This is a genomic window from Paracoccus sediminicola, assembly GCF_027912835.1.
Lineage (GTDB): Bacteria > Pseudomonadota > Alphaproteobacteria > Rhodobacterales > Rhodobacteraceae > Paracoccus > Paracoccus sediminicola.
In genome coordinates this window covers 2485674-2507441 of the sequence record NZ_CP115768.1, presented here as the reverse complement: position 1 = coordinate 2507441, position 21768 = coordinate 2485674, and the positions used below count along the sequence as shown (strand labels likewise).

Below are 21768 nucleotides of genomic sequence, written 5' to 3'. Positions count from 1 at the left end.
CGCGAATGACATGATACTCCGCCTCGAGCTGCTACATCATCTCCTGCGGTTTCAGATCGGCGAGAACCAACAGCGACGGTCGGTTCATGCGATCTGGCCGAGAAAGGTTTTCAGCCGTTCGTTTTTCGGATTACGAAAGAATTCTTCAGGGGCATTCTCCTCGACCACGACGCCCTTATCCATGAAGATCACGCGATCAGCGACGGCCCTGGCAAATTCCATCTCATGCGTCACACACATCATGGTCATGCCTTCGCGCGCCAGATCGATCATCGTGTCCAGCACCTCCTTGACCATTTCCGGATCGAGGGCACTGGTCGGCTCGTCAAACAGCATGATACGGGGCTTCATGCACAAAGCGCGCGCGATGGCCACACGCTGCTGTTGTCCTCCTGAAAGCTGCGCGGGATATTTTTCGGCCTGCTCAGGAATCTTGACCCGTTCGAGATAATGGCGCGCTGTCGCCTCAGCCTCGGCCCGAGCTATCTTGCGCGTCTTCATCGGCGCCAGAACGCAGTTTTCGAGCACAGTCATATGCGGGAACAGGTTGAAGCTCTGGAACACCATCCCGACATCCTGGCGAACCTTGGCCACGTTGCCGCCTCCCGCGGTCAGTTCGACCCCGTCTACGGTTATGGTCCCGGACTCAATCGGCTCGAGCTGATTGATGGTGCGGATAAGCGTTGATTTTCCTGAGCCGGAGGGACCGCAGATCACGATCCGCTCGCCTCGTTCAACGGTCAGGTCGACATCGACCAAGGCATGATAGGCGCCGTAATACTTATTCACGTCGCGCATGATGATGGCATGTTCAGTCATGGTCCGGCCCCCAGCTAGGCGCCCGGCCAGTTAAGGCCGGGCGTAACGTGTCATTCGGCGCTCTTGACGAAGTCGGGCAGGGGTTCGCCAAGCCATTTCTGATGGATCTCATCCAGCGTGCCGTCGGATTTCGCCTGATCTACGAAAGCGTTGATCTTTTCAAGAAAAGCGTCGGACCCTGGCGAGACGGCGATCCCCTGAACCTGGCTGGAGAGGTCGAACTTCTTGTCAAAGCGATCACCTGCGACGCTGCCGACCTGCGAAAAGACCACATTCGACAGCCCGATGAGCTTGACCTGGCCCGACATCAGTGCCTGAACGGCGCTGGCATCGTCGTCGAAGCGGCGGATCTCGGCGTCATCCGGGGCAACGCCGGTCACGCCGGTATCCTGTGTCGAGGCGCGGGCCACGGCGATGGACTGCCCGGACAGCCCGGCACCATCGGCGACCTCTACCGTCTTGTCTCCGTAGACGGCGATGCTGATCCCGGCATAGGGGTTCGAAAAGTCGACTTTTTCGGCGCGTTCCTCGGTGATTCCCAGCGAGGCCACCAGAACGTCGACCTGCCCCGACAGAAGATAGGGTATGCGGTTGGGGCCTGTCACCGGGACGATCTGTGGCTCGACCCCAAGATATTCGGCGAGCGCCTTGGCTACATCTGCGTCATAGCCATCGGGATTGCCCGATGCATCCTGAATACCGAAGGGCGGAAAATCGACAAGCATTCCGATCTTGACGGCACCGGCATTTTCGATTGCCTCGATATCTGCGGAGGCGGCGGGTACGGCAAGCCCGATGCAAATTGCAGCGGCGAGGGCAGAGAAGTTACGGCGGTTCAGTTTCATTTTACTCTCCTTGTTGTTGGACGTTCAGCGCGTGATGGCTCGGCGCATTCGGGATTCCAGGCGGCGCGCCAGTAGCGACAGCGGCCAGCACAAAACAAAATACATTGCCGCAACCGTTCCGAAGACGAGGAATGGCTCGAATGTTGCATTGTTTATAATCTGTCCGGCTCGCGTCAGTTCGGTAAATCCGATGATAGAGGCCAGTGAAGTTCCCTTGATCAGTTGAACCAGAAACCCGACTGTCGGAGCAATTGCCAGGCGCATTGCCTGCGGAAGCACGACGTATCGCATCCGGTTTCTGTAGGATAGCGAAAGTGCGGTGGCTGCCTCGGTCTGTCCCGATGGAACAGCTTCGATGGAGCCGCGCCAGATCTCGCCCAGATAGGCGCTCGCGTGCAGGGTCAGTGCGACGGCTGCGGCCAGCAACGGGTTGATCGGCAGCCCGACCACAGCCAGCCCGAAATAAACCAGAAAAAGCTGCATCAACAGCGGCGTGCCCTGGAACACCTGGATGAAGCCGGTCGCGATCCGGCGCAGAAGTTTCTGTTGAGAGCTGCGCGACAGCGCAACGATCAGCCCGCCAACAGCGCCACCAAGAAACGCGATGGCCGATAATATCAAGGTCCACCGGGCCGCGCCGATGATGAACATAATATCGCCTGAGGAAAACTCGCGGATCATGTCAGCGGCTCGCAGGATAGGTGAAAAAGACCCGCCGAATTGCACCGAACAGCGTCGAGAATCCGAGGGCCAAAAGGAAATACATCACAGTCAGCACCAGATAGATTTCGAAGCTTGCAAAGGTCCGTGCGTTCAGATCGGCGCCTGCCGAGGCAAGATCATTCGCCGAAATGACCGACACCACGCTGGAGGTCAGCATCAGATAGATGAACTGGCTGGTCAGCGACGGATAAATATTCCTGAGCGCCGGCTTCATCACGATATGGCGGAAAATCTGAACCGGGCTCAGACCAAGTGCCTTGCCTGCCTCGATCTGGCCTTGCGGGATGGATTCAATCCCTGCGCGGATGATCTCTGTCCCATAGGCGCCAACGTTGATTACCAACGCGACAAGGGCCGCGGTATTGGGTGACATATTGATCCCGGCTGCGGGGAGTCCGAAGAAGATGAAGAATATCTGAACCAGAAATGGTGTGTTTCGGATCACCTCCACATAGATGTCGACCAGCCAGCGGAGCGGACGGATGCCTGATGTCTTGGCGACCGCCCCGAGAACCGACACGATCAGACCGAACACCATAGCCGTCAGCGACAAGCGGATGGTCAACCACGCGCCATAAAGCAGCATGTCCAGATTTTCAAAGACCGGCTGAAAGTTGAACTGATACATCCGCCCTCCCCGCCGATGTCTAGTTTCACCTTATTTAGATCGATCTAAATGAGGCTATCAAAAATGTAAACTCTGCCGCTGGCTGCTTGCTCTGATGACGAGACGAGGCGGCAGAACGGACCGTTCCGGCGCGGCATACGCCTCGCGCAGCCGCCGCGTAAGGAGCCTTGCCGCCGCATTGCCGATCTTTTCGGGCTGCATGGCGACGCTGGTCAGCGGCGGATAGGTCAGCTGCGAGAACGCCAGATCGTCCAGCCCCACCACCGCCATATCACGCCCCGGTTCGCAATTCATGCGACGAAGCCCCAGCATCAGCCCGGCTGCAAGCACATCATTGAAACACAATACCGCAGAGGGAGGATCGCTAAGATCCAACAGATCTCTCGCCGATTGCGCAGCGCCTTCCCAGGTCAGGTCCGCCTCTACAATGCCGGCGCTCTCTGCGTTGGTTTCCTTCAATACCTTGAAGAACCCCGCCAAACGCTCTTCCCGCGCCGAGGTTCTGGCCTTCACTGAAAGAAACGCGATCCGTCGATGCCCCATGTCGATCAGATGCCTTACAGCAAGGCCGACCCCCTCTATATAGTCGGCGCCGGCATAGTCGGTGACCCTGTCACCGACCTCGCGGAGGGACTGCACAACCGGCATTCTCCATTGTCTCATCCTTGCAAGCAGCGCCGGATTCGTTCCCTCTGCCGGGCACAGGATAACGCCGTCGACGCCATGGCCGCGAAATCTTTGCAGAATTCCGTTCTGCCGCTCTGTGTTGTCATGGCTGTTGGCAAGCAGCACGACGCGATCGTCTTCACACATCACCTGCTCTACGCCGGACAGAAACTCCGTAAAAAACGAGTTGACCAGGTTCGGGACGATAATGCCAACGGTGCGGCTGCTGTTATTGCGAAGACGCGCCGCGCCGATGTCACGGACGTAATCCATATCTTCCAATACCTGCTGAACCTTCCGGCGGGTCTGGTCAGCGACCAGCGGCGAGCTGCGGACAACCAGAGAAACTGTAGCCCGCGATACGCCAGCCGCCCGGGCCACCTCGTCCAGCGTCACTTTCTTTAACATGAGCCCTCCGTATCTAGGCATTGATCTTAGCGAAACGAAAAAGAAGGGACAGCGCCCTGTCGAATATGCGCCCCGGTGCGGAGCTGAAGAGCCGCAACCCTTGGCAAGATCACGCAGGTGATACGGCAAGCGATCGACTCAAACCCTCAGTCGCGGGTCTTGCGCGTCGTCATCAAGGGCAGGAGGTCGCGGGATTTTCAAGGCGCCCGTTGCCTTATGGTGGATGAGGAACACTGTGCGTTCGTTCAGGTACAAGATGCCTGGCGGGCTGCGCTTTGATTTCAGCGCATCCATGACACCCTCTTGGAAGTGTTTCAGTGTCCGCTGCCGCAGTTTGCGGTGAGCGCTTGACGCCCTGCCGAGCTCCGGCAGTCAGGTCTCGCGGCGGTGCCGCGATTAGGACGACCCAAGAAACCCACCACGGCCGAAGCAGTGGCCGCTCGGCTTGTGTCCATTTTTCGGCGCGCCCGTCTGGTTGCCGAAAGTCATTGGGGGCAGCGCAAGATCAATGTGCCTCGCCATCGCTTCCGCCGAGTTTGGCATTCTGTATTGCTGTCATTGTCAGGCTCAGGCCCGTTGATAACCGGCGCTGGCGGCGATCAGGTGGCGGGTATAATCCTGCGTCGCACCCCCGTGGCGCAGTTGATCGACGGTCATGATCTCCACGATCCGGCCACCACGCATCACTGCCAGCCTGTCGCACATATGGCCGACCACAGACAGGTCGTGGCTGACCATCATATAGGTCAGCCCATGCTCGGCCCGCAGATCGGTCAGCAGGTTCAGGATCTCGGCCTGAACGCTGACATCCAGCGCCGAAGTCGGCTCGTCAAGCAGAAGCAGGCGCGGCTCGGCGGCGAGGGCGCGGGCAATGGCGACGCGTTGACGCTGACCGCCCGAAAGCTGGTGCGGATAGCGGAAGCGAAAGCCCCTGCCCAGACCCACATCTTCCAGCAACCGGGTGATACGGGCATCGATATCGTTCATGCCTTGCAGCTTCAGCGTCTCTGACAGAACGCGGTCGACCGAATGGCGTGGGTGAAGGCTGGCATAGGGGTCCTGGAACACCATCTGGACGGTCTTATGAAAGACGCGGTCGCGCGACCGGCCTTTGACTGTTTGCTCTGCCACCTCGATCCGGCCCGACCAGCTTTCGATCAGCCCGGTGATGGCGCGCAGGATGGTGGACTTGCCGCTGCCGGATTCGCCCACGAGGCCGAAGCTTTCGCCTTGTGCCACATTGAATGTGGCGTCCTGGACGGCATCGACGCGGTCGGGAGGGAAGCCGAACCAGACATTGAGATCGGCGACGCTCAGCATGGTCTCACCGCTGGCATCGGGGTCTTCGCACCCATGGGGCCACCCGAGATAATCATGGACGAAAGCAAGCGCATCTGGTCAGAGCCCCCCGGGAAACTCGGTTTCCATACTGTCATCGACCAAAGCCCCGTCGCGCCAACTGTCCTGACGCTGCAGCACCGACAGACGCTCGACCGGCTGATCGAGGCGCGGCAGGCTGTTCAGCAAGCCCTGGGTATAGGGATGGCGGGCGCTGTGAAGGTCCTTCGCGGCCAGCGTCTCGACAATACGACCGGCATACATGATCAGAACGCGGTCGCAGAAATGCGAAACGAGGTTCAGGTCGTGACTGATGAAGATCAGGCCCATGCCGCGATCCTTGACCAGCGCGTCCATGATGTTCAGCACCTCGTTGCGGACCGAAACGTCCAGCGCCGATGTGGGTTCGTCTGCGATCAGGATTTCGGGATCGGGCGCCAGCATCATCGCGATCATGATGCGCTGGCCCATGCCGCCCGAAACCTCGTGCGGATAGGCCTCCATCACCCGTTCAGGGTCGCGGATCTGGACGGCACGCAGCATCTCAAGCGCCTTGTTCCGGCCCGCCCCTTTGCTGCCGCCGGCATGCAGGCGATAGGCCTCGATGATCTGATCGCCGATGCGCATGACCGGGTTGAGGCTGAATTTCGGGTCCTGCATCACCATGCTGATCCGGCTGCCGCGAATGGCGCGCATCTTGCGTTCGGGCAAATTGAGGATCGGCTGGCCGTTCAGCTCCATACGGTCGGCGGTGACGCGGCCGGGCGGACGGACAAGGCCAAGAATGGCGCGCCCGGTCATGGATTTGCCCGAGCCGGATTCGCCTACCACGCCCAGCCTTTCACGCCCAAGATCAAAGCTGACGCCGCGCACCGCCTCGAACACGCCCTGACGCGTGGGGAAGGCGACCCGGAGGTTCTTGACCGAGAGCAGCGCGCTCATTCCTTCGCCCCTTTCGGGTCCAGCACGTCCCGCAGCCCGTCGCCGAGCAGGTTGAAGGCCAGCGAAACGATGAAGATCGCCATACCCGGCATGGCGGCGACCCACCAGAAATCAAGGATATAGGTGCGCCCGTCCGATATCATCGCGCCCCATTCGGGCATGGGCGGCTGCGCGCCAAGGCCAAGAAAGCCAAGGCCAGCGGCAGAGAGGATGATCCCGGCCATGTCCAGTGCCACCCGCACGATCAGAGAGCTGATGCAGAGCGGCCAGATATGCCCGATCAGCAGGCGCAGCGGACCGGCGCCCTGCAATCGCGCGGCAGCGATATAGTCGGCGTTTCGGATGGTCAGGGTCTCGGCCCGTGCAAGGCGCGCATAGGGTGGCCAGGCGGTCAGCGCCAGCGCCAGCACCGCGTTGCCGATGCTGGGCCCCAGCGCAGCGACAAAGGCCAGCGCAAGGATAAGCTTCGGGAATGCCAGGAAGATGTCGGTGATCCGCATCAGCACCTGATCGACCCATCCGCCGGCAAAGCCCGACACCGTGCCGATGAACAGCCCGATGATCGGCGCGATCAGGGCCACGGTGCCTACGATGAACAGCGTGATGCGCGAGCCATGGATCAGCCGCGACAGGATATCGCGCCCCAGATGGTCGGTGCCCAGCCAGTGATCGGACGAGGGCGGCTGCAACCGACCGGTCAGGTTCTGGCTAAAGGGGCTTTGCGGCGACAGCAGGGGCGCGAAGATGGCCATGCCGATCAGCAGGACCAGGATGATCAGCCCGAACATCGCCAGCTTGTTGCTGCGAAAGGTCAGCCAGCCCTGATAGAACGCGCCGAGCCGCGCCTGACGGCGGGTCTGGGGTGCGTCGGATAGCAGCCAGTCGCGACGGCTTTGCGGGGGGGTCATGCCGGCTTCGCTCATGATGCCCTCGGATCCAGAACGCGATACAGAAGATCGCTGAGAAGATTCAGCCCGACAAAGCAGACACCGATGACGATGGTGCCGCCAAGGACGGCGTTCATGTCACCCGCCAAAAGGGCCTTGGTCACATATTGGCCGATGCCCGGCCACGAAAAGATGATCTCGGTCAGGACCGAGCCTTCCAGCAGCGAGCCGAAGCTGAGCGCAATGACCGTGACCAGCGGGATCGAGATATTGCGGAACGCATGGCCCCAGATCACCGCGCGTTCGCTGAGCCCCTTGACCCGCGCAGTGGTGATATATTCGGCCGAAAGCTGTTCCAGCATGAAGCTGCGGGTCATGCGGCTAATATAGGCGAGGCTGAAATAGCCCAGAAGCGAGGCGGGTAGGATAATGTGGCTGAAGGCGTCCTTGAATGCGCCCCAATCGCCCGCAATCAGACTGTCGATCAGCAGGAGGCGGGTGACCTGGGGAACCATCCCGTCATAGATGATGTTCTGCCGACCGGGGCCGCCGACCCAGCCCAGAATACCGTAAAAGACCAAAAGGCCCATCAACCCCAGCCAGAAGATCGGCATGGAGTATCCCACAAGCGCCACGACGCGGGCCACCTGATCGACGATGCCGCCGCGATGGGCAGCGGCGATCACGCCCAGGGGGACGCCGATCAGCACACCGATCAGGGTGCCAAGCGTCGCCAGCTCGACCGTTGCGGGGAAGACGCGCTTGATATCCTCGATTACCGGTTGCCCGGTCGAGATCGACCGCCCGAAATCGCCCTGCAGCACATCGCCGATATAGGTCATGAACTGCACGATCAGCGGGCGATCCAGACCCATGGCCTGATAAGCCGCATCATATTGGGCTTGCGTGGCGCGGTCTCCCACGACTTTCAGCACCGGGTCGATCGGCATCACCCGACCGATGATGAAAGTCACCAGCAGCAATCCCAGCAGGGTCAGGATCAGCGACAGGAAAACTCCGCCGATCCGCTTGGCCCTCCGCCGGCGCGCGGCACGTCGGTGGTTGGGGGGCGGCGCATCGCCCCGCCCCTCTTCCGCGTCAAGATCGGTGCTCGCCAAGGCTTACTCGCCCTTGGTCACGCCGCGATAGATCACCGATGTGACCGATCCGCCCGACTGGAAGTTCTCGACACCGTCGCGCAGGCCGGTCGGCTCGATGCGCTGGAAGAGCGGAATGATCGGGGCTTCCTCCTGATATTGGCGCTGGATATCCTGATACATCGTCGCGCGCGCGTCGCTGTCCTGTTCCTGCGTTGCGGCAACCGTGGCCTCGTTCATGGCCGCTGGCACCTCATAGGCGTTGCGCCAGGCCAGAAGACCGGTGGCATTCGCCTCGTCGCTGTTGTCAGGGTTGAAGGCGAAGGTCGCGGCATTGGTGTTCGGGTCGGCGTAATCCGGGCCCCATTCACCCAGGAAGATCGGAACCTCGCGGGCGCGATAGGCGTCCAGAACCTGTGCGCCGGTCATCTGCTGAATCTCCAGCGTCAGCCCGGCCTCGGCCATGCTGGCCTGCAGCGCCTGAGCCACGTCGGTATATTCGCGCAAATCGCGCACTGCGGTCGTCACCGTCCCACCTTCGACACCGGCATCGGCCAGAATCTGCTTGGCTTTCTCGACGTCATAGCTCCAGGGCATTTCATCCAGCGCGCCCAGATAGCCCTTGGGCAGGAAGGACTGATGCGGGACGAACTGACCCTTGAGGAAACTGTTGGCGATTCCGTCGTAATCGACGAGATATTTCATGGCCTCGATTACCGCGGGGTTCGACAGCAATTCGTTCTTCTGGTTCAGGCCCATATACAGGATGCGGCCGCGCGGCTGATCCTCGATGCTGACGCCCTCGCCGCTGGCAATCGCCTCGGCATCGGTCGGCGACAGGTTGCGGGCCACGTCGATATCGCCTGCCTCAAGCTGCAGACGCTGTGCGCTGGATTCCTGCACGTTCTTCACGATGACCCGCTTCATCGCGGGCGCGCCCTTGAAATATTCCTCGAATGCGGTCAGTTGCACGACCTCATTGGCGCGCCAGGCGGCCAGGACATATGGGCCCGAGCCCGCATCATTGGTCGATAGCCAGGTATTGCCCAGATCCTCGCCCTCGACATTCTGCATCACCAGCTCTTTGTCGATGACGCTGGCGACATTGGCCGTCAGGCAGTTCAGCACGAATGATTGCGCATAGGGCTTGTCCAGGTTCAGCGTCAGCGTGTTGCCATCGGCCACGATCTTTTCCTCGACATTGTCGGGGGTAAAGCCGAACTGAGTCAGGATGAAGGCCGGGGTCTTGTTCAGCTTGACGGCGCGCTGTAGCGACCATGCCGCATCCTCGGCGCGGACCGGGTTGCCGGAATGGAACGTGACACCTTCGCGCATGGTAAAGGTAATTGACATGCCATCTTCGCTGACTTCCCAGCTTTCGGCGAGGCTGGGCTGGAAGCCCTTGTCCAGATCAAGCGGATCGAAATCGACGAGCCGGTCATAGGTGTTGTTGTTGACGTCATTGCCCGAAAATTCAAAAGACTGCGCCGGGTCCAGCGAGATGATGTCATCAATCGTCGCCGCTACGACGAGCGTATCGGCAGGCGTCTCGGCATAAGCGGCGGGCGCGATCGCCAGCGCACTGGCCAACAGAATCGCACGTGCATTCAGCATCTTGTTCATCTCAGTTCTCCCTGTGTTCGTTATAGCGGCGGGCATTGCAGCACGAGCGTCATGTCGCGCAGTTTGTGCAAGTGAGACTGTTACATTAATTGACGGGTTTGGCCACGCTCAGGTTTCGTTCAACGAGAGTGCGCCGCGCAAGTCACCAAGCGGGCCTCACCGTCTTCTGTGCGAGGGGCATATGGATGTTATCACCACCCAGGAAAACTCGCGACCGGTCCGGCGCGGGCCCGGTCTATTGCCGGCCCGTCGACAATTCCGTTTCCGGATCGAAGATATGCAGTGAGCCGGGCGCGGCGCGGGCGCCAATCCTTGTTCCGACCTCTGGAATATCATGCGCGGCCGCCGTCGCGATGAGCGTGTCGGCGCCGCCGTCCGGTCTGATATGCACCAGCGTTTCGGGCCCGAGCGTTTCGACCGCGACGACGCGCCCCAGGATGTCCAGCACGGACGGCCCGGCTGCATTCACCCGCAAATCCTGAGGGCGTATGCCGACAAGGGCGGGGCCTTTCTCATCCGGCAAGAAGGCTTTGTCGCTGTGCGCTGCGCGCAGAATGTTCATCGATGGGGTGCCGATGAAGCGGGCGGTGAACACGTCGCGCGGGTGGTCATAGACGTCCATCGGGGCGCCGGTTTGCAGGATATGGCCGCCCTTCATGACGACGATGCGGTCGGCCATGGTCATCGCCTCGACCTGGTCATGGGTGACATAGACGATGGTCGTGCCAAGGCGGTTGTGAAGCTCCTTGATCTCGATGCGCATCTGGGCGCGAAGCTGGGCGTCGAGATTAGACAGCGGCTCGTCGAACAGGAATGCCTGCGGGTCGCGGACCATCGCGCGGCCTATGGCGACCCTCTGCCGTTGACCGCCGGACAGGGCGGCAGGCCGGCGCTCCAGATAGGGGGTCAGGCCGAGAAGCCCGGCGACCTCTTCGATCTTGCGGTCCTTTTCGCCCTTGGACAGCCTGGCAGTATGCAGTCCGAAGCCTATATTGCGGCGCAGAGAAAGATGCGGATAGATCGCGTAGTTCTGAAACACCATCGCGATGTTCCGGCTTTTCGGCGGCATGTCGTTGACCAGCTCGCCGCCGATCCGGATTTCGCCGTCCGAGACATCTTCCAGCCCGGCGATCATGCGCAGCGTGGTCGATTTCCCGCAGCCGGAAGGGCCAACCAAGACAACGAATTCGCCGTCTTGAATATCCAGGTCGATCCCGTGGATGACTTCGGCCTTTCCGTAGGATTTGACGAGATCGGAGATCTGGATGCGGGCCATCAGCCAAGTTCCTTCAAGCGGTCAAAACGGTCGGCAAGCGCTGCTGCGCTGTTGTCGGCGGTGGCCTTGCGGACAATCATGCGGCTGCCGATGTCGTCCAGTTCGGCGCTATAGTCGCCAAACGCGGCATTAAGGGCGGCGGCTGCCGGGCCGCCGAAGCGATTGCGGCGATCCACGAAATTGCGCGCGGATACTGCGGCAGTGAATGCGGCGGGGGACAGGGCCGGGGGGCGGCCGACAATGCTCTTAAACGCGTCCGAAAACGGAGCGAACCCTTCAGAGAGGCCCTTGCCGCCAGCCACGACAGCCCGCGCTGTCGCGGCCGCGATATCATGGGCGGTGCGGAACGAAAGCCCCTCATCCCGGACGAGCGTATCCGCGAGCTCGGTGATGGTGATGCAGGCGCGGGACGTGGTGGCGGCCACGCGATCCTCGTTGATGCGCAACGACGGGATCAGCGCAGCCAGCAGCGATAGAACGCGTTCGGCGACATCGAAAGCGGCATATCCCGCCTCCTGCGTTTCGCCCTCGCTGTCATTCATGTCGGTGAAGGGGGTGTTGTGGATGATTGAAATCTGCGCGCGCGCGCGGCTCGCCGCCTGGCTTGCCAGATGGCGCAGATGTTCGATCGGAACCGGGTTGCGCTTTTGCGGCATGATAGAGCTGATCTGCACGAAAGCGTCGGGAACATGGATCTGGCCGACCTCGAACGCGGACCAGAATTGGAGATCCTGGATAAGCCTGCCAAGATGCAGCATCGGCAGCTCCAGTGCCGCATAGGTCGCAGTGATATAGTCGACGGCGGCGATACAGGAATAGCTGTTTTGCTGCGGTCCGGCAAAGCCCAGAAGCCGGGCAACAAGATGGCGGTCTATCGGAAAGCCTGACGTGGTGATCGCTGCGGCCCCCATCGAACACAGATCCACCGTGTCCCGGGCGGCTTCCAGTCGCCGCATATCCCTCAGCAGGATTTCCAGCGCCGCCGACAGGTAATGTCCGAAGGTCGAAGGCTGCGCGGGCTGGCCGTGGGTATAGGCCACGATCAGGGTGTCTCGCTCGCGTTGCGCGGTGCGAAGCATCACCTCGGCAAGATTGTGCATCTGCGCCAGAAGCGCGTCGATCCGCCCCCGCAGCGCCATCTTGAAGATGGTATGATCGATGTCGTTGCGTGACCGCGCGGTGTGCAGCCGTCCGCCGAGATCCGGGCCGAGACGACGCTTGAGCTCGTTCTCGACGACAAAGAAGTAATCCTCGAATTCTCCGGTATAGCGCATCTTATCGAGATCGCGGTCCTGCCGGATCTCTTCCAGCGCGACGGCGATCCGCCCGGCATCCTCCGGGGCGAGTATGTCTGTCTCCGCCAGCATGACCAGATGCGCCCGATCTATGGCGTCGAACGCGTCAGCATGAAAGCGTTTAGCGCCTTCGAACAGCGGTGCCAGCACCTTGCGGGCATAGGTCGGGTCGGGGAATTGGTCGTAATCGCTCATCTCAGCCTTTCAGACCGGCCAGCATGACACCGCGCACGATATAGCGTTGCAGCAAAAGGAAGACGATCAGTGTCGGGATCGTGGCCAGCGCCGCGCCGGTCATGATCATTTCCCATCTGATCGCCTGCTCGACCGCGAAGGAAGAAAGACCTATCGGCAGCGTATACAGCTCTTGCGAGGTGGTCACGATGAGCGGCCAGAAGAACGCCGTCCAGTTGCCCAGGAAGGCAAAGATCGCCAGCGCCGAGAGCGCCGGTGTGACAAGCGGCATTGCCACGCGCCACCAGATCTGGAACTCGTTCAGCCCGTCGATGCGGGCGGCCTCAAGGAAATCGTCCGGCACGGTTTCGAAAAACTGCTTCATCAGGAAGGTGCCGAAACCGGTCATCATGCCGGGGAACATGATGCCCCAATAGCTGTCGATCCAGCCGAACTGCGCCGAGAGCAGATACCACGGGATGACCAGCATCTCAGTGGGGATCATCAGCGTCGACAGGATCGCGATAAACACAAGCTGCCGCCCTCGGAACCGGAATTTCGCCAGTGTGTAACCGACGAGACTGTCGAAAAACACGGTTGAAAGCGTCACGCATACCGCGATGAACGTCGAATTCAGAAACCACCGCATGAACCGGCCGTCGGACAGAACCGCGCGGTAATTGTCCAGCGTGACGGTTTGCGGGATCAGCCGGAGGTCATAGATGTCTGATCCCGGCTTGAGTGAGCTGGAAAACATATACAGCAGCGGCGCGATCATGATCAGCCCGCCAAGGAACAGCAGCGTCCAGCGCAATACGGCGCCGGGGTCCACACGGTGCATCCAATGACCGCCTTCGCTCATGCCCGGTCTCTCATCACCCAGAGTTGCAGGAGCGACACGATGAGCAGGATGGTGAACAGCACCACTGTCTGCGCCGCCGCATAGCCCATTTCATACGATGAAAACGCGGTCTGATAGATCAGCAGCACCAGAGGCTTGGTCGAATTGAGCGGTCCGCCCGGATCGTTCGAGGTCATGTTGTAGACCTGATCGAAGATCCTCAGGAAACCGATCGAGCTGAACACGACCAGAAACACCATCGTCGGTTTCAAAAGGGGCAATGTAATGCGCCGCAGGATCGCGCCCTCGCCCAGCCCGTCGATGCGCGCGGCTTCGTAATAGGTGGTGGGAATGGCCCTCAGACCGGCCACAAAGATGATAATCTGGAATCCCAGCCCGGCCCAGACCGCCGTCACGAGGATCGAGGGCAGTGCCCATGTCGTCGATTTCAGGAATTGGACCTGCGCGAAGCCGAGGCTGCCCAGGATGTCGTTGATCACCCCGGTCGGCGCGGGCTGGTAGAACCAGCGCCAGACCCACGCCATGGCCGCGGCGGTGGTGATATAGGGCACAAAGTAAAGCGCCCGAAGGAAACCGTGCAAAAGCCGTGTCTTATCCAGATAATAGGCGATGATGAAGGACAGCACGAGGCTGATCGGTGTGCCGATGATCAGATATAGGAAGGTGTTCACAAACACTTTCCAGAAAACCGGATCGGCGAACATTTCCTGATAATTGGCCAGGCCGATAAACTCGGCCTCCGACATCAGATCCCAATCGGTCAGCGACAGCCAGAAGGCCTGCGCCGTCGGATAAAAGCGGATGAGCCCGTAGAACAGCACCGGCACAGCAAGAAATGCCCATGCCCACATGGCCTGACGCCGGGACAGTGACATGGACCTGCGTGGCCGCGATGTGTCGGTGGGCATGGGTTATCCTTGCGCGGTCAGAGCACCGCCCATCCCGGCGCGGGTCCGGAACGGGCGATCCGGGACGATCGCGTCAATCTGCGGCGTCGTCGATGATCTTCTGTTCTTCCTCGGCGGCCTGAGCAAGCGCATCCGGGATCGCCTGATCTTCCAGCATCACCCGGTTGACCATGTCGATGGCAACCTGACGCTGCGCGGCCTCATCCACGAAACGTGTGGTATGCGCGTATTCCAGACCTTTCAGGAAGGGCGCATAGGTTTCGTTGGCGAGGTTTTCATCGGTCAGCGCGGCGCTGCGGCGGGCCGGCAATTCGCCGACGACCTCCAGCCAGATCTCCATCGCTTCGGGAGAGCTGACATATTGCAGAAACTTGATCGAGGCTTCCAGCTCCTCACCTTCGGTCTTGGCGCCGATGGCATTGGCGAAATAGCTGGCATAGTTCGACCGCTCGCCCTCGGCATTCGCCGGCAGTTCTGTAACGGCCCATTCGAAATCGGTGATCTCGCTGAACGATCCCAGCCGGAACGTGCCGTCGATGGTCATCGCCGCCCTTCCTGCCTTGAAGGCCGCCTGCCCTTCATCCATGAAGCCAAGCTGGGTGACGTTCTCGTCGCGGGCAAGGCCGATATAATAGCCAAGCGCCTCGGCCCCGGCCTCATCGGCATAGGTGACCTGGGTATAATCCTCGTTATAGGGCGCGCCGCCCATTTGGCGGTCAAGCACCTCGCGCCACCAGTGATGGTCCTGCCCGGCCGGGTCCATGGTGATCCCGACGGTCTCGAGATTGCCCCCCGCATCGGCCTTGGCGGTGGCCTTGGCAACGGCAACAAGATCTTCCAGAGTGGTCGGAGGCTCGACCCCGGCTTCTTGCAGCAGCGCCTTGTTATAGAACAGCGCCAGTGAACGCACGGCGGTAGGCAGGCCATAATACTGCCCGTCACGCTGCATCGCGCTGACGATCGGGAAGAACTCTGCCTCAATCTCGGCGGGGGGGAACGCATCCTCTGGCAAGGGCTGGATCAGCCCGCCCGCGATGAACTGATCTGCCCAGCCATAGAAAAGCTGCATCACGTCCGGAGCCTGGCCCGCCATATTTGCCGCAACGATGCGGGTCTGATAATCGGCGTAGGGGAAAGTCACCTGCTTGACCGTAATGTCCGGATTGGCCTCCTGGAACTTTGCGATCAGCTGGTCCATGGCTTCGACACGAGTGTCATAGACATATTGCCAGTATTCGATCTCGACGGCACCGGCAGAGCCGGCAATGACGGTAGAGCCTGCGAGGGCGGCAGCTGCGATGATGCGATAGGTCATTGGTCCTCCCTTGGGATCTGGGCGGGCTTACGCGTCCAATAGCGTCCGCGCCTCCATGATTGCAGGCTGCGCTGCCGCGGGCGGTCATGTCAATAATAATGAAAGAAGCTTGTCTTTTTCGAGGATGGGCCGCAGTCTGGACGGCGGGTGCGGAAGCAATCAGAAGCAAGGTGCCGTGTCAGATCCCGCAGACAAGCATCGTAACATCCCTTGGCAGAAAGGGCTCCGGCCCGGTGGCGGGCGCAATGCCGGGCGGCTGATGGATATTCTGCGCGCGCGCGGCCCGACAGGCCGCCGGGAACTGGCCTCGGCGCTTGGCGTCACGCCGCAGACCATCGGCAATCTGGTCGATACGCTGGCGAGCGATGGCTGGATCTCGACGCTGGGTCCCAAGATTTCGGGCCGCGGCAAGCCCGGCGCACGCTACGCCGTCAATCCGTCCGGGGCGATGTCCATCGGCTATGAACTCGCTCAGGACCGGGTCAATTGGGTTGTCATGGACCTTGCCGGAGAGATGCGGGATTCGGGCAGGTTCCCGGTCGCGGATGCGGCTCCGGCGGCGCTTCTGCCCGCCCTTCTGCGCCAGACGGATCTGTTGCAGTCAACGCTTTCTGCTCCTCTGGCCGGAGTCGGCGTGGTCGCACCCGGCCCGTTCGGTCCCCTGCGCCGCAGGGCTGGCCATGGCGGGGCTGCGACATGGGCCGGCCCCGACCCCATCGCGCCGCTTCGGGCGGTGCTGGATGTGCCGGTCTATCTGGACAATGACGCCAACGCAGCCGCGCTTGCCGAGGCCCTGTTCGGGGCTGGTGCCCAGATGAGCGATTTCCTGACCCTGTATTTCGGAGCGGGCGTCGGACTGGGCATCGTGACGGGCGGCCGGCCCTTGCGCGGAGCATTCGGAAATGCTGGTGAAATCGGATTGCTGAGGCTGAATGGCGCGGATGCGCCGCTGGATGTGGTCGCCTCGGCTGCGGCGCTGCGAGACGATGCCGGCCCGGAAGCCATCGCCGAGTGGATTGCTCGCGCCGCGCCGCCTCTGGTGCAGGTTCTCACCATGCTCGAGGATATCTTCGACCCGGAACGCATCATTGTCACAGGCGATCTTCCCGATGACGCGGCAGAATGGCTCTGCGACGCGCTGTTGGACGGCGGCGTTTCAGTGCCCGGCCCGATCGCCGGGACGGCAGGACCGCTGACTGCGGCCACGGGTGCGGCCGCACTTCCCCTGTTCGATGTGCTGACGGCGCGATCCGATACGCATGGCCGCGCCATGGCGTCGAGCTGAACCGGATACACGCCATGAAGAACAACGCCGATATCGACATGTTGATCCGCGACGAAGCCCAGGCCGAAGCCGCAGGCGACGATATCCGCCTCTGGCGCGCCTTGGGCAGATTGCGGTCGACCATCGCGTTCATGAATACCGGTGCGCATCCGGACGACGAGCAAAGCGGCCTTATCGCCTGGTTGCGTTTCGGCTTGGGAATGCGGGTCGGCATCGCCTGTTCGACGCGTGGAGAGGGCGGCCAGAACGCCCTCGGTCCGGAGCGTGGGGACGCGCTTGGCCTCATCCGCACCTCTGAGATGGAGGCGGCTGCGCAGGTGCTGGACGCACATGTTGCGTGGCTCGGCTTTGGCACCGGCGATCCGGTTCACGATTTCGGCTTTTCCAAGGATGGTGACGATACGTTGCGCCGCTGGCAGGGCGATCTGGTGATCCGGCGGCTTGCCGGGGCCTATCGCGCCTTCCGGCCGGACATCGTTCTGCCGACCTTTCTCGATGTGCCCGGGCAACACGGGCACCACCGTGCCATGACCCGCGCGGCAGAGCAGGCGCTTCAGCTTGCCGCCGATCCCGGTGCCGCGCTTGGCGATGTGCATGGCGGCGGCTTGCCAGTATGGAAGGTGGCAAAGTTTTATCTGCCGGGCTGGTCCGGCGGCGGCGGCACCTATGATGACGAAACGCCGCCGCCTCCGACGACGCTCACCGTCCGGGCCGGCTCGTCGGAGCCAGCGCTCGGCGTCCCCTACGACCGTATCGGTGAATGGTCCCGCCGGCGTCACGCGTCTCAGGGCATGGGATGCTGGCCCGACCCGCCCCGACAGGAATGGCCGCTGCACAATACCGCCGGCCGGGCCGAGAACAGCATCGCAGACGGGCTTCCGGCCGATCTTCACCAGCTTGCGACGCTGACTGACCTTCCCGCTCTGAGCGAAGCCGCCGAAGCGATCGACGAGGCGATAGCTGCCTATCCCCGACGCGGCGCGGTCATTTCCGCGCTTCAGACAGCCGCATCGTCGCTTCGTGATGCGGGCAGTGCCATGACACCCGAGACCGCGCTCCGCCACGGTCATCGGATCCTGAACAAGTGCCGAGAGGCTGAGATTGCGCTTGCCGAAGCGGCGGGTCTGCGGTTCAGCCTGTCTGTTTCACCGCGTCTTTGCACAGCAGAAAACCCTGGACGGATCAGGCTTGAAATCGAAACCGGAGCACGGGCGCGCATCCTGTCGGCCAGTTATCGCACGCCGCCCGGAACCTCCGTCGTCGAGGGGCAGATCGTCGTCGCCGACGATGCGCCGCCGACACCCAACTTCACCGCCGGGTGGAACCCGTCAGGCGAATTCGCGGCGCTGGCGGTCGATATTCGCGCCGAGTTGGACGGGCATATCCTTCAAATATCGGTTCCGAGCCAAGCCGAGCTGCGTGTTCTTCCCCCCGCCATCGCGCAGATCTCGCCCCAGAGCGCGCTGCTGACGCCGTATGATCGCGACGCGAGACTTTCGATTCGGCCCGGCACCATGGCTCTGCCCGACATCGCCGGAATTTCGCAGGAGGCTACGGACGGAAGGGTTACGCTGCATTGGCAAGACAAGGCGGCACCGATCCACAGCCGCATCCACTTTGATAATGCTGACGGCAGCCCGGCCTACACCACCCGGACGATCAGCCTGCCGGGGGGCGGGCAAGATACGCTGCTGGAAAGGGCTGCTGTTGATCTGCTCGCCGTCGACACTGCACTTCCAAGGGGAAGGATCGGCGTGATCGCGGGCACGGACCGCAGTGCCGAATGGCTGACCCGCCTGGGTGCCGAAATCGACGTAATCGACGCGCCGGAAACGGGAAAGCTCGCCGGATACGATACGGTCGTGCTCGGGGTGATGGCGATGTCGCGCGGCGATGTGGCCCCGGGCACCCTGCGCGATTACGTCGAAGATGGCGGCAATCTTGTCAGCTTCTATCAGCGTCCGGACCGAGGCTGGGATGCGAGCGAAAGCGGGCCGCGCTATCTTCGCGTAGGCACGCCCTCGTTGCGCTGGCGCGTCACCGACCCGGAGGCGCCGATCGATCTGCTGTCGCCCGGCCACGAACTGCTGAACTGGCCGAACCGGATCGGCGCGTCGGATTGGCAAGGCTGGGTAAAAGACCGGGGGCTTTACTTCGCCGCCGAATGGAATTCGGTCTACGAGCCTCTTCTTTCGCTATCGGATCGCGGCGAGGCCGAGTTGCATGGCGCTTTGCTTTCTGCAGGGATCGGGAAGGGGCGTCATATCTATTGCGCGCTCTCCCTGCCTCAGCAGCTTGACGCGCTTGTGCCGGGAGCCTTTCGGCTGTTGGTCAATCTCGTGTCGCCTTTTCGAGCCGCGGAGGACACGGCCTGAGGACCTGTCATATCAACTGCTGAGACTTTCTATCGGCGGCTATACAGGCGTTTCGCCCGGCCGCCCGAAACAATTGGCCGACGAAGGCGATTCCGTTGATCTTTCCGATCACATTGGCATCGCTGTGGGCCTCGCCGGTGACAATCAAAGAAGCGACTGATAACCACGGATCGCGTCTGTCGCCCTCGCCCGGCGATGAACCGTCGAGGCATCAGCGACGACGCCACTTTCGGCGAGCAGTTCCCAAACGTTGCGGTACGAAAACGGGTGGCGAACCTGCAGCCTCACCGGCAGCAGGACGAAAGCTCGTGGAAGCCAGTGCAGCTTGACCGGATTGCGCCGGGATACGGCTCATTTTTCACCTTGGGTCAACGCTGTTTTCGACCTCTGAACGGCCAGTATAAGCGACCCGACCGAAGGGAGACTGGCGCGACGGCGGGTTTCAGGCTATGCTTAACCGTCCGGTATAATGGAAAAATTTCAATGGATTCGACCCCGAGTGTGCTCAGTCGCGCCGAATCGGCTATCGACCTGGAGAGGCTGCCATCCTTTCTGTTGAACCATATCGTTCACCAGTATCATCAAACTCTTCAGAGCCGGCTACGGCCCGCCGGGGTCTCGACGTTGAAGATGCGGATCTTAATCTCGCTGAAAAGCCATGGCCAGCTCACCGTCACCGAACTTTGCAACTATGCCATTGCCGAACAGCCGACGATGAGCAGGGCATTGGACAGTCTTGAAGCGCAGGGCATGGTGCAGCGCCAGCCATGCAGAGAGGACAGCCGGATCCGGCTGGTGACCCTGACCGAGTCGGGGCGCGAGCTGTCGGAGCGGGTTTATCCCGAGGTGGCGCGGACCAATGACGGCATGCTTGCCGGGCTGAGCGAGTCTGAAAGCGCGGAGTTGATCCGGTCCCTTCGCCATGTGCTCGCCAATCTGCGCGAACGTTAGGGCCGCTTTGTGACCCTCGCGCGGCATGCTGCCCATCAGGAACCTGCCAGATAGGCTAAGTGGGCGCCTCGGAAAGATCGGTTCGCAAGCGCCGCATGATATCCCGCATGGCATCCAGATCCTCATCCCCCAGCGCCGAGAGAAGCCCGTCCAGCACCGCGCGATGCTCTGCCGCGAGGGTTTCGAAACTCGACAGCCCCTCCTCGGATAGGCGCACGGTGATACGGCGGCGATCCTCTTCGGAGGGAATTCGCTGCACGAGACCGTCTTCGACCAGGCGATTCACCACGGCGGTGGCGTTTCCGTTGGAGATGAGCAGAGTGCGCGAGAGCTCTGTCATGGTCAGCCCGTCGCGTCGGCGGTGCAGGGCGGCCATGACATCGAAACGCGGCAAGGTCGTGTCGTGCCGGACGCGAAGGAATTCTCGCAGTTCGTTCTCCACTTGGCGCGTGACGCCGAGCATGCGTATCCACAGCTTGAGGCGACGCACCGAAAGGTCGGAATCTGCGGGGGTATGTGTCGGGTCAGATGGCAAGGCGGGCCTCACTCGGGCGGGTTCTGCCCGATCATAGGACGAAGCGCGCCTTATCCGTCAAACATAAATATTTTGAAGCCAAATATTTCGGGCGAAAAAAGTCGCTCTGGGAAAGCGCGAAAGCGTTTACCAGACGGCGCCGATCGCCGCGGCGCAGGCCATGACCTGCTCTGCGGCCCCGTCGGGAAGCTCCTGTAGCGCCACGATAGAGACGGCGGCATCCGCAGGCGGTGAACTTGGGTCGGCGGCGATGATCGGTGCGGCGATGCCAACCGCACCCTGCTGCAGCTCGCCGCGGGTCAGGGAGTAACCCTGTTCGCGCGCCAGTGATACGGCGGGCGGATCGTCGGGCGACGCCGGGCGCCCGGAAAGAATAGCCAGGCCTGATGCGCCGCGGGTCAGCGGGTGACGCAGCCCGAGCCGATAGGAGACCCGCAGGAAGCCATCGCCCCCTTCCTGCACAAGGGCGACGACCGCGTTCGGACCGTCGGCGAGCACCACACAAGATGTCGTGCGTGTCGCTTCCGAGAGAGCGGCAAGATGCGGTGCGGCGGCGCTGAGCCGATGTTTCTCTACCTTCGCCGCCAGAGGAATCAGCCCGGCACCGAGCACCGCGCGCCCATCGGGCAGGCGGCGCGCCATGCCATGCGATTCGAGCGTGGCGATCAGGCGATATGCGATGGCCTTGTGCAGCGAAAGACGCTCGGCCAGCTCGGCCGGTCTAAGGCCCTCCGGGGCCTCGGCCAGCGCAGCTAGCGCGGTCAGGCCGCGGTCCAGAGTCTGGAGCGTCGTCGCAACCATTTGAATTAACGTGCC

The 21768-nt window shown here is 61.8% G+C and carries 20 protein-coding genes; 3 read left to right on the top strand and 17 right to left on the bottom strand.

Annotated elements, in window-relative coordinates:
• Positions 1–84: 84 nt before the first annotated feature.
• From PAF18_RS12330 to PAF18_RS12260, 15 genes are all read right to left on the bottom strand, one after another.
• Positions 85–819 (bottom strand): amino acid ABC transporter ATP-binding protein, encoded by a 735-nt coding sequence (locus PAF18_RS12330; RefSeq protein ID WP_271116006.1) that lies wholly within the window; start codon positions 817–819, stop codon positions 85–87.
• A 50-nt stretch (positions 820–869) separates the two neighbouring features.
• Positions 870–1664, bottom strand: a complete 795-nt coding sequence (locus tag PAF18_RS12325; RefSeq protein WP_271116005.1) for a transporter substrate-binding domain-containing protein — start codon at positions 1662–1664, stop codon at positions 870–872.
• A gap of 24 nt (positions 1665–1688) precedes the next feature.
• On the bottom strand, positions 1689–2345 hold the full coding sequence (locus PAF18_RS12320; RefSeq protein ID WP_271116004.1) for an amino acid ABC transporter permease: 657 nt from the start codon (positions 2343–2345) through the stop codon (positions 1689–1691).
• 1 nt (position 2346) lies between these two features.
• A complete protein-coding gene (locus PAF18_RS12315) occupies positions 2347–3015 on the bottom strand; it encodes an amino acid ABC transporter permease (RefSeq protein ID WP_271116003.1) in 669 nt (222 codons plus the stop codon).
• Between the two features lie 57 nt (positions 3016–3072).
• A complete protein-coding gene (locus PAF18_RS12310) occupies positions 3073–4089 on the bottom strand; it encodes a LacI family DNA-binding transcriptional regulator (RefSeq protein WP_271116002.1) in 1017 nt (338 codons plus the stop codon).
• Positions 4090–4656: 567 nt separating this feature from the next.
• Positions 4657–5409, bottom strand: coding sequence for an ABC transporter ATP-binding protein (locus tag PAF18_RS12305; RefSeq protein WP_271116001.1), 753 nt, complete (start codon positions 5407–5409; stop codon positions 4657–4659).
• Between the two features lie 78 nt (positions 5410–5487).
• The gene (locus PAF18_RS12300) at positions 5488–6369 is read right to left on the bottom strand and encodes an ABC transporter ATP-binding protein (RefSeq protein WP_271116000.1); all 882 of its coding nucleotides are present in this window, start codon (positions 6367–6369) and stop codon (positions 5488–5490) included.
• Positions 6366–7292 (bottom strand): nickel transporter permease, encoded by a 927-nt coding sequence (nikC, locus tag PAF18_RS12295; protein ID WP_271115999.1) that lies wholly within the window; start codon positions 7290–7292, stop codon positions 6366–6368. The genes PAF18_RS12300 and nikC overlap by 4 nt, the downstream gene beginning before the upstream one ends.
• Positions 7289–8281 (bottom strand): ABC transporter permease, encoded by a 993-nt coding sequence (locus PAF18_RS12290; RefSeq protein WP_271118125.1) that lies wholly within the window; start codon positions 8279–8281, stop codon positions 7289–7291. The genes nikC and PAF18_RS12290 overlap by 4 nt, the downstream gene beginning before the upstream one ends.
• A 96-nt stretch (positions 8282–8377) precedes the next feature.
• Positions 8378–9976: an ABC transporter substrate-binding protein gene (locus tag PAF18_RS12285; protein ID WP_271115998.1), complete on the bottom strand. Its 1599-nt coding sequence runs from the start codon at positions 9974–9976 to the stop codon at positions 8378–8380.
• A 235-nt stretch (positions 9977–10211) separates the two neighbouring features.
• Positions 10212–11252, bottom strand: coding sequence for an ABC transporter ATP-binding protein (locus PAF18_RS12280; RefSeq protein ID WP_271115997.1), 1041 nt, complete (start codon positions 11250–11252; stop codon positions 10212–10214).
• Positions 11252–12742, bottom strand: coding sequence for an argininosuccinate lyase (gene argH / locus PAF18_RS12275; RefSeq protein WP_271115996.1), 1491 nt, complete (start codon positions 12740–12742; stop codon positions 11252–11254). Before argH ends, PAF18_RS12280 begins: the two co-directional genes overlap by 1 nt.
• A 1-nt stretch (position 12743) precedes the next feature.
• Positions 12744–13583 (bottom strand): carbohydrate ABC transporter permease, encoded by an 840-nt coding sequence (locus tag PAF18_RS12270; protein WP_271115995.1) that lies wholly within the window; start codon positions 13581–13583, stop codon positions 12744–12746.
• A complete protein-coding gene (locus PAF18_RS12265) occupies positions 13580–14458 on the bottom strand; it encodes a carbohydrate ABC transporter permease (RefSeq protein ID WP_271115994.1) in 879 nt (292 codons plus the stop codon). The genes PAF18_RS12270 and PAF18_RS12265 overlap by 4 nt, the downstream gene beginning before the upstream one ends.
• 106 nt (positions 14459–14564) lie before the next feature.
• The gene (locus tag PAF18_RS12260) at positions 14565–15806 is read right to left on the bottom strand and encodes an extracellular solute-binding protein (RefSeq protein WP_271115993.1); all 1242 of its coding nucleotides are present in this window, start codon (positions 15804–15806) and stop codon (positions 14565–14567) included.
• A gap of 175 nt (positions 15807–15981) precedes the next feature.
• Between PAF18_RS12260 and PAF18_RS12255 the strand changes: the two genes are divergently transcribed.
• From PAF18_RS12255 to PAF18_RS12245, 3 genes are all read left to right on the top strand, one after another.
• Complete coding sequence (locus PAF18_RS12255) at positions 15982–17091, top strand: ROK family transcriptional regulator (protein ID WP_271115992.1); 1110 nt, start codon at positions 15982–15984, stop codon at positions 17089–17091.
• A gap of 14 nt (positions 17092–17105) precedes the next feature.
• Positions 17106–19466, top strand: a complete 2361-nt coding sequence (locus tag PAF18_RS12250) for a PIG-L family deacetylase (protein WP_271115991.1) — start codon at positions 17106–17108, stop codon at positions 19464–19466.
• Positions 19467–19949: 483 nt separating this feature from the next.
• Positions 19950–20417, top strand: coding sequence for a MarR family winged helix-turn-helix transcriptional regulator (locus PAF18_RS12245; protein ID WP_271115990.1), 468 nt, complete (start codon positions 19950–19952; stop codon positions 20415–20417).
• Between the two features lie 55 nt (positions 20418–20472).
• Here PAF18_RS12245 and PAF18_RS12240 read toward each other — a convergent pair whose 3' ends face one another.
• Both PAF18_RS12240 and PAF18_RS12235 read right to left on the bottom strand, forming a co-directional pair.
• Positions 20473–20859 carry a MarR family winged helix-turn-helix transcriptional regulator gene (locus PAF18_RS12240; RefSeq protein ID WP_271115989.1) on the bottom strand — a complete coding sequence of 129 codons (387 nt, stop codon included), beginning with the start codon at positions 20857–20859 and terminating at the stop codon, positions 20473–20475.
• 219 nt (positions 20860–21078) lie between these two features.
• The gene (locus PAF18_RS12235) at positions 21079–21753 is read right to left on the bottom strand and encodes an IclR family transcriptional regulator (RefSeq protein ID WP_271115988.1); all 675 of its coding nucleotides are present in this window, start codon (positions 21751–21753) and stop codon (positions 21079–21081) included.
• Positions 21754–21768 lie beyond the last annotated feature (15 nt).

Bases quoted from the DNA above. Each gene is read 5' to 3' on its own strand.
- PAF18_RS12330 (WP_271116006.1), bottom strand. From the start codon at position 819: ATGACTGAACATGCCATCATCATGCGCGACGTGAATAAGTATTACGGC.
- PAF18_RS12325 (WP_271116005.1), bottom strand. From the start codon at position 1,664: ATGAAACTGAACCGCCGTAACTTCTCTGCCCTCGCCGCTGCAATTTGC.
- PAF18_RS12320 (WP_271116004.1), bottom strand. From the start codon at position 2,345: ATGATCCGCGAGTTTTCCTCAGGCGATATTATGTTCATCATCGGCGCG.
- PAF18_RS12315 (WP_271116003.1), bottom strand. From the start codon at position 3,015: ATGTATCAGTTCAACTTTCAGCCGGTCTTTGAAAATCTGGACATGCTG.
- PAF18_RS12310 (WP_271116002.1), bottom strand. From the start codon at position 4,089: ATGTTAAAGAAAGTGACGCTGGACGAGGTGGCCCGGGCGGCTGGCGTA.
- PAF18_RS12305 (WP_271116001.1), bottom strand. From the start codon at position 5,409: ATGCTGAGCGTCGCCGATCTCAATGTCTGGTTCGGCTTCCCTCCCGAC.
- PAF18_RS12300 (WP_271116000.1), bottom strand. From the start codon at position 6,369: ATGAGCGCGCTGCTCTCGGTCAAGAACCTCCGGGTCGCCTTCCCCACG.
- nikC (WP_271115999.1), bottom strand. From the start codon at position 7,292: ATGAGCGAAGCCGGCATGACCCCCCCGCAAAGCCGTCGCGACTGGCTG.
- PAF18_RS12285 (WP_271115998.1), bottom strand. From the start codon at position 9,976: ATGAACAAGATGCTGAATGCACGTGCGATTCTGTTGGCCAGTGCGCTG.
- PAF18_RS12280 (WP_271115997.1), bottom strand. From the start codon at position 11,252: ATGGCCCGCATCCAGATCTCCGATCTCGTCAAATCCTACGGAAAGGCC.
- argH (WP_271115996.1), bottom strand. From the start codon at position 12,742: ATGAGCGATTACGACCAATTCCCCGACCCGACCTATGCCCGCAAGGTG.
- PAF18_RS12270 (WP_271115995.1), bottom strand. From the start codon at position 13,583: ATGAGCGAAGGCGGTCATTGGATGCACCGTGTGGACCCCGGCGCCGTA.
- PAF18_RS12265 (WP_271115994.1), bottom strand. From the start codon at position 14,458: ATGTCACTGTCCCGGCGTCAGGCCATGTGGGCATGGGCATTTCTTGCT.
- PAF18_RS12260 (WP_271115993.1), bottom strand. From the start codon at position 15,806: ATGACCTATCGCATCATCGCAGCTGCCGCCCTCGCAGGCTCTACCGTC.
- PAF18_RS12250 (WP_271115991.1), top strand. From the start codon at position 17,106: ATGAAGAACAACGCCGATATCGACATGTTGATCCGCGACGAAGCCCAG.
- PAF18_RS12245 (WP_271115990.1), top strand. From the start codon at position 19,950: ATGGATTCGACCCCGAGTGTGCTCAGTCGCGCCGAATCGGCTATCGAC.
- PAF18_RS12235 (WP_271115988.1), bottom strand. From the start codon at position 21,753: ATGGTTGCGACGACGCTCCAGACTCTGGACCGCGGCCTGACCGCGCTA.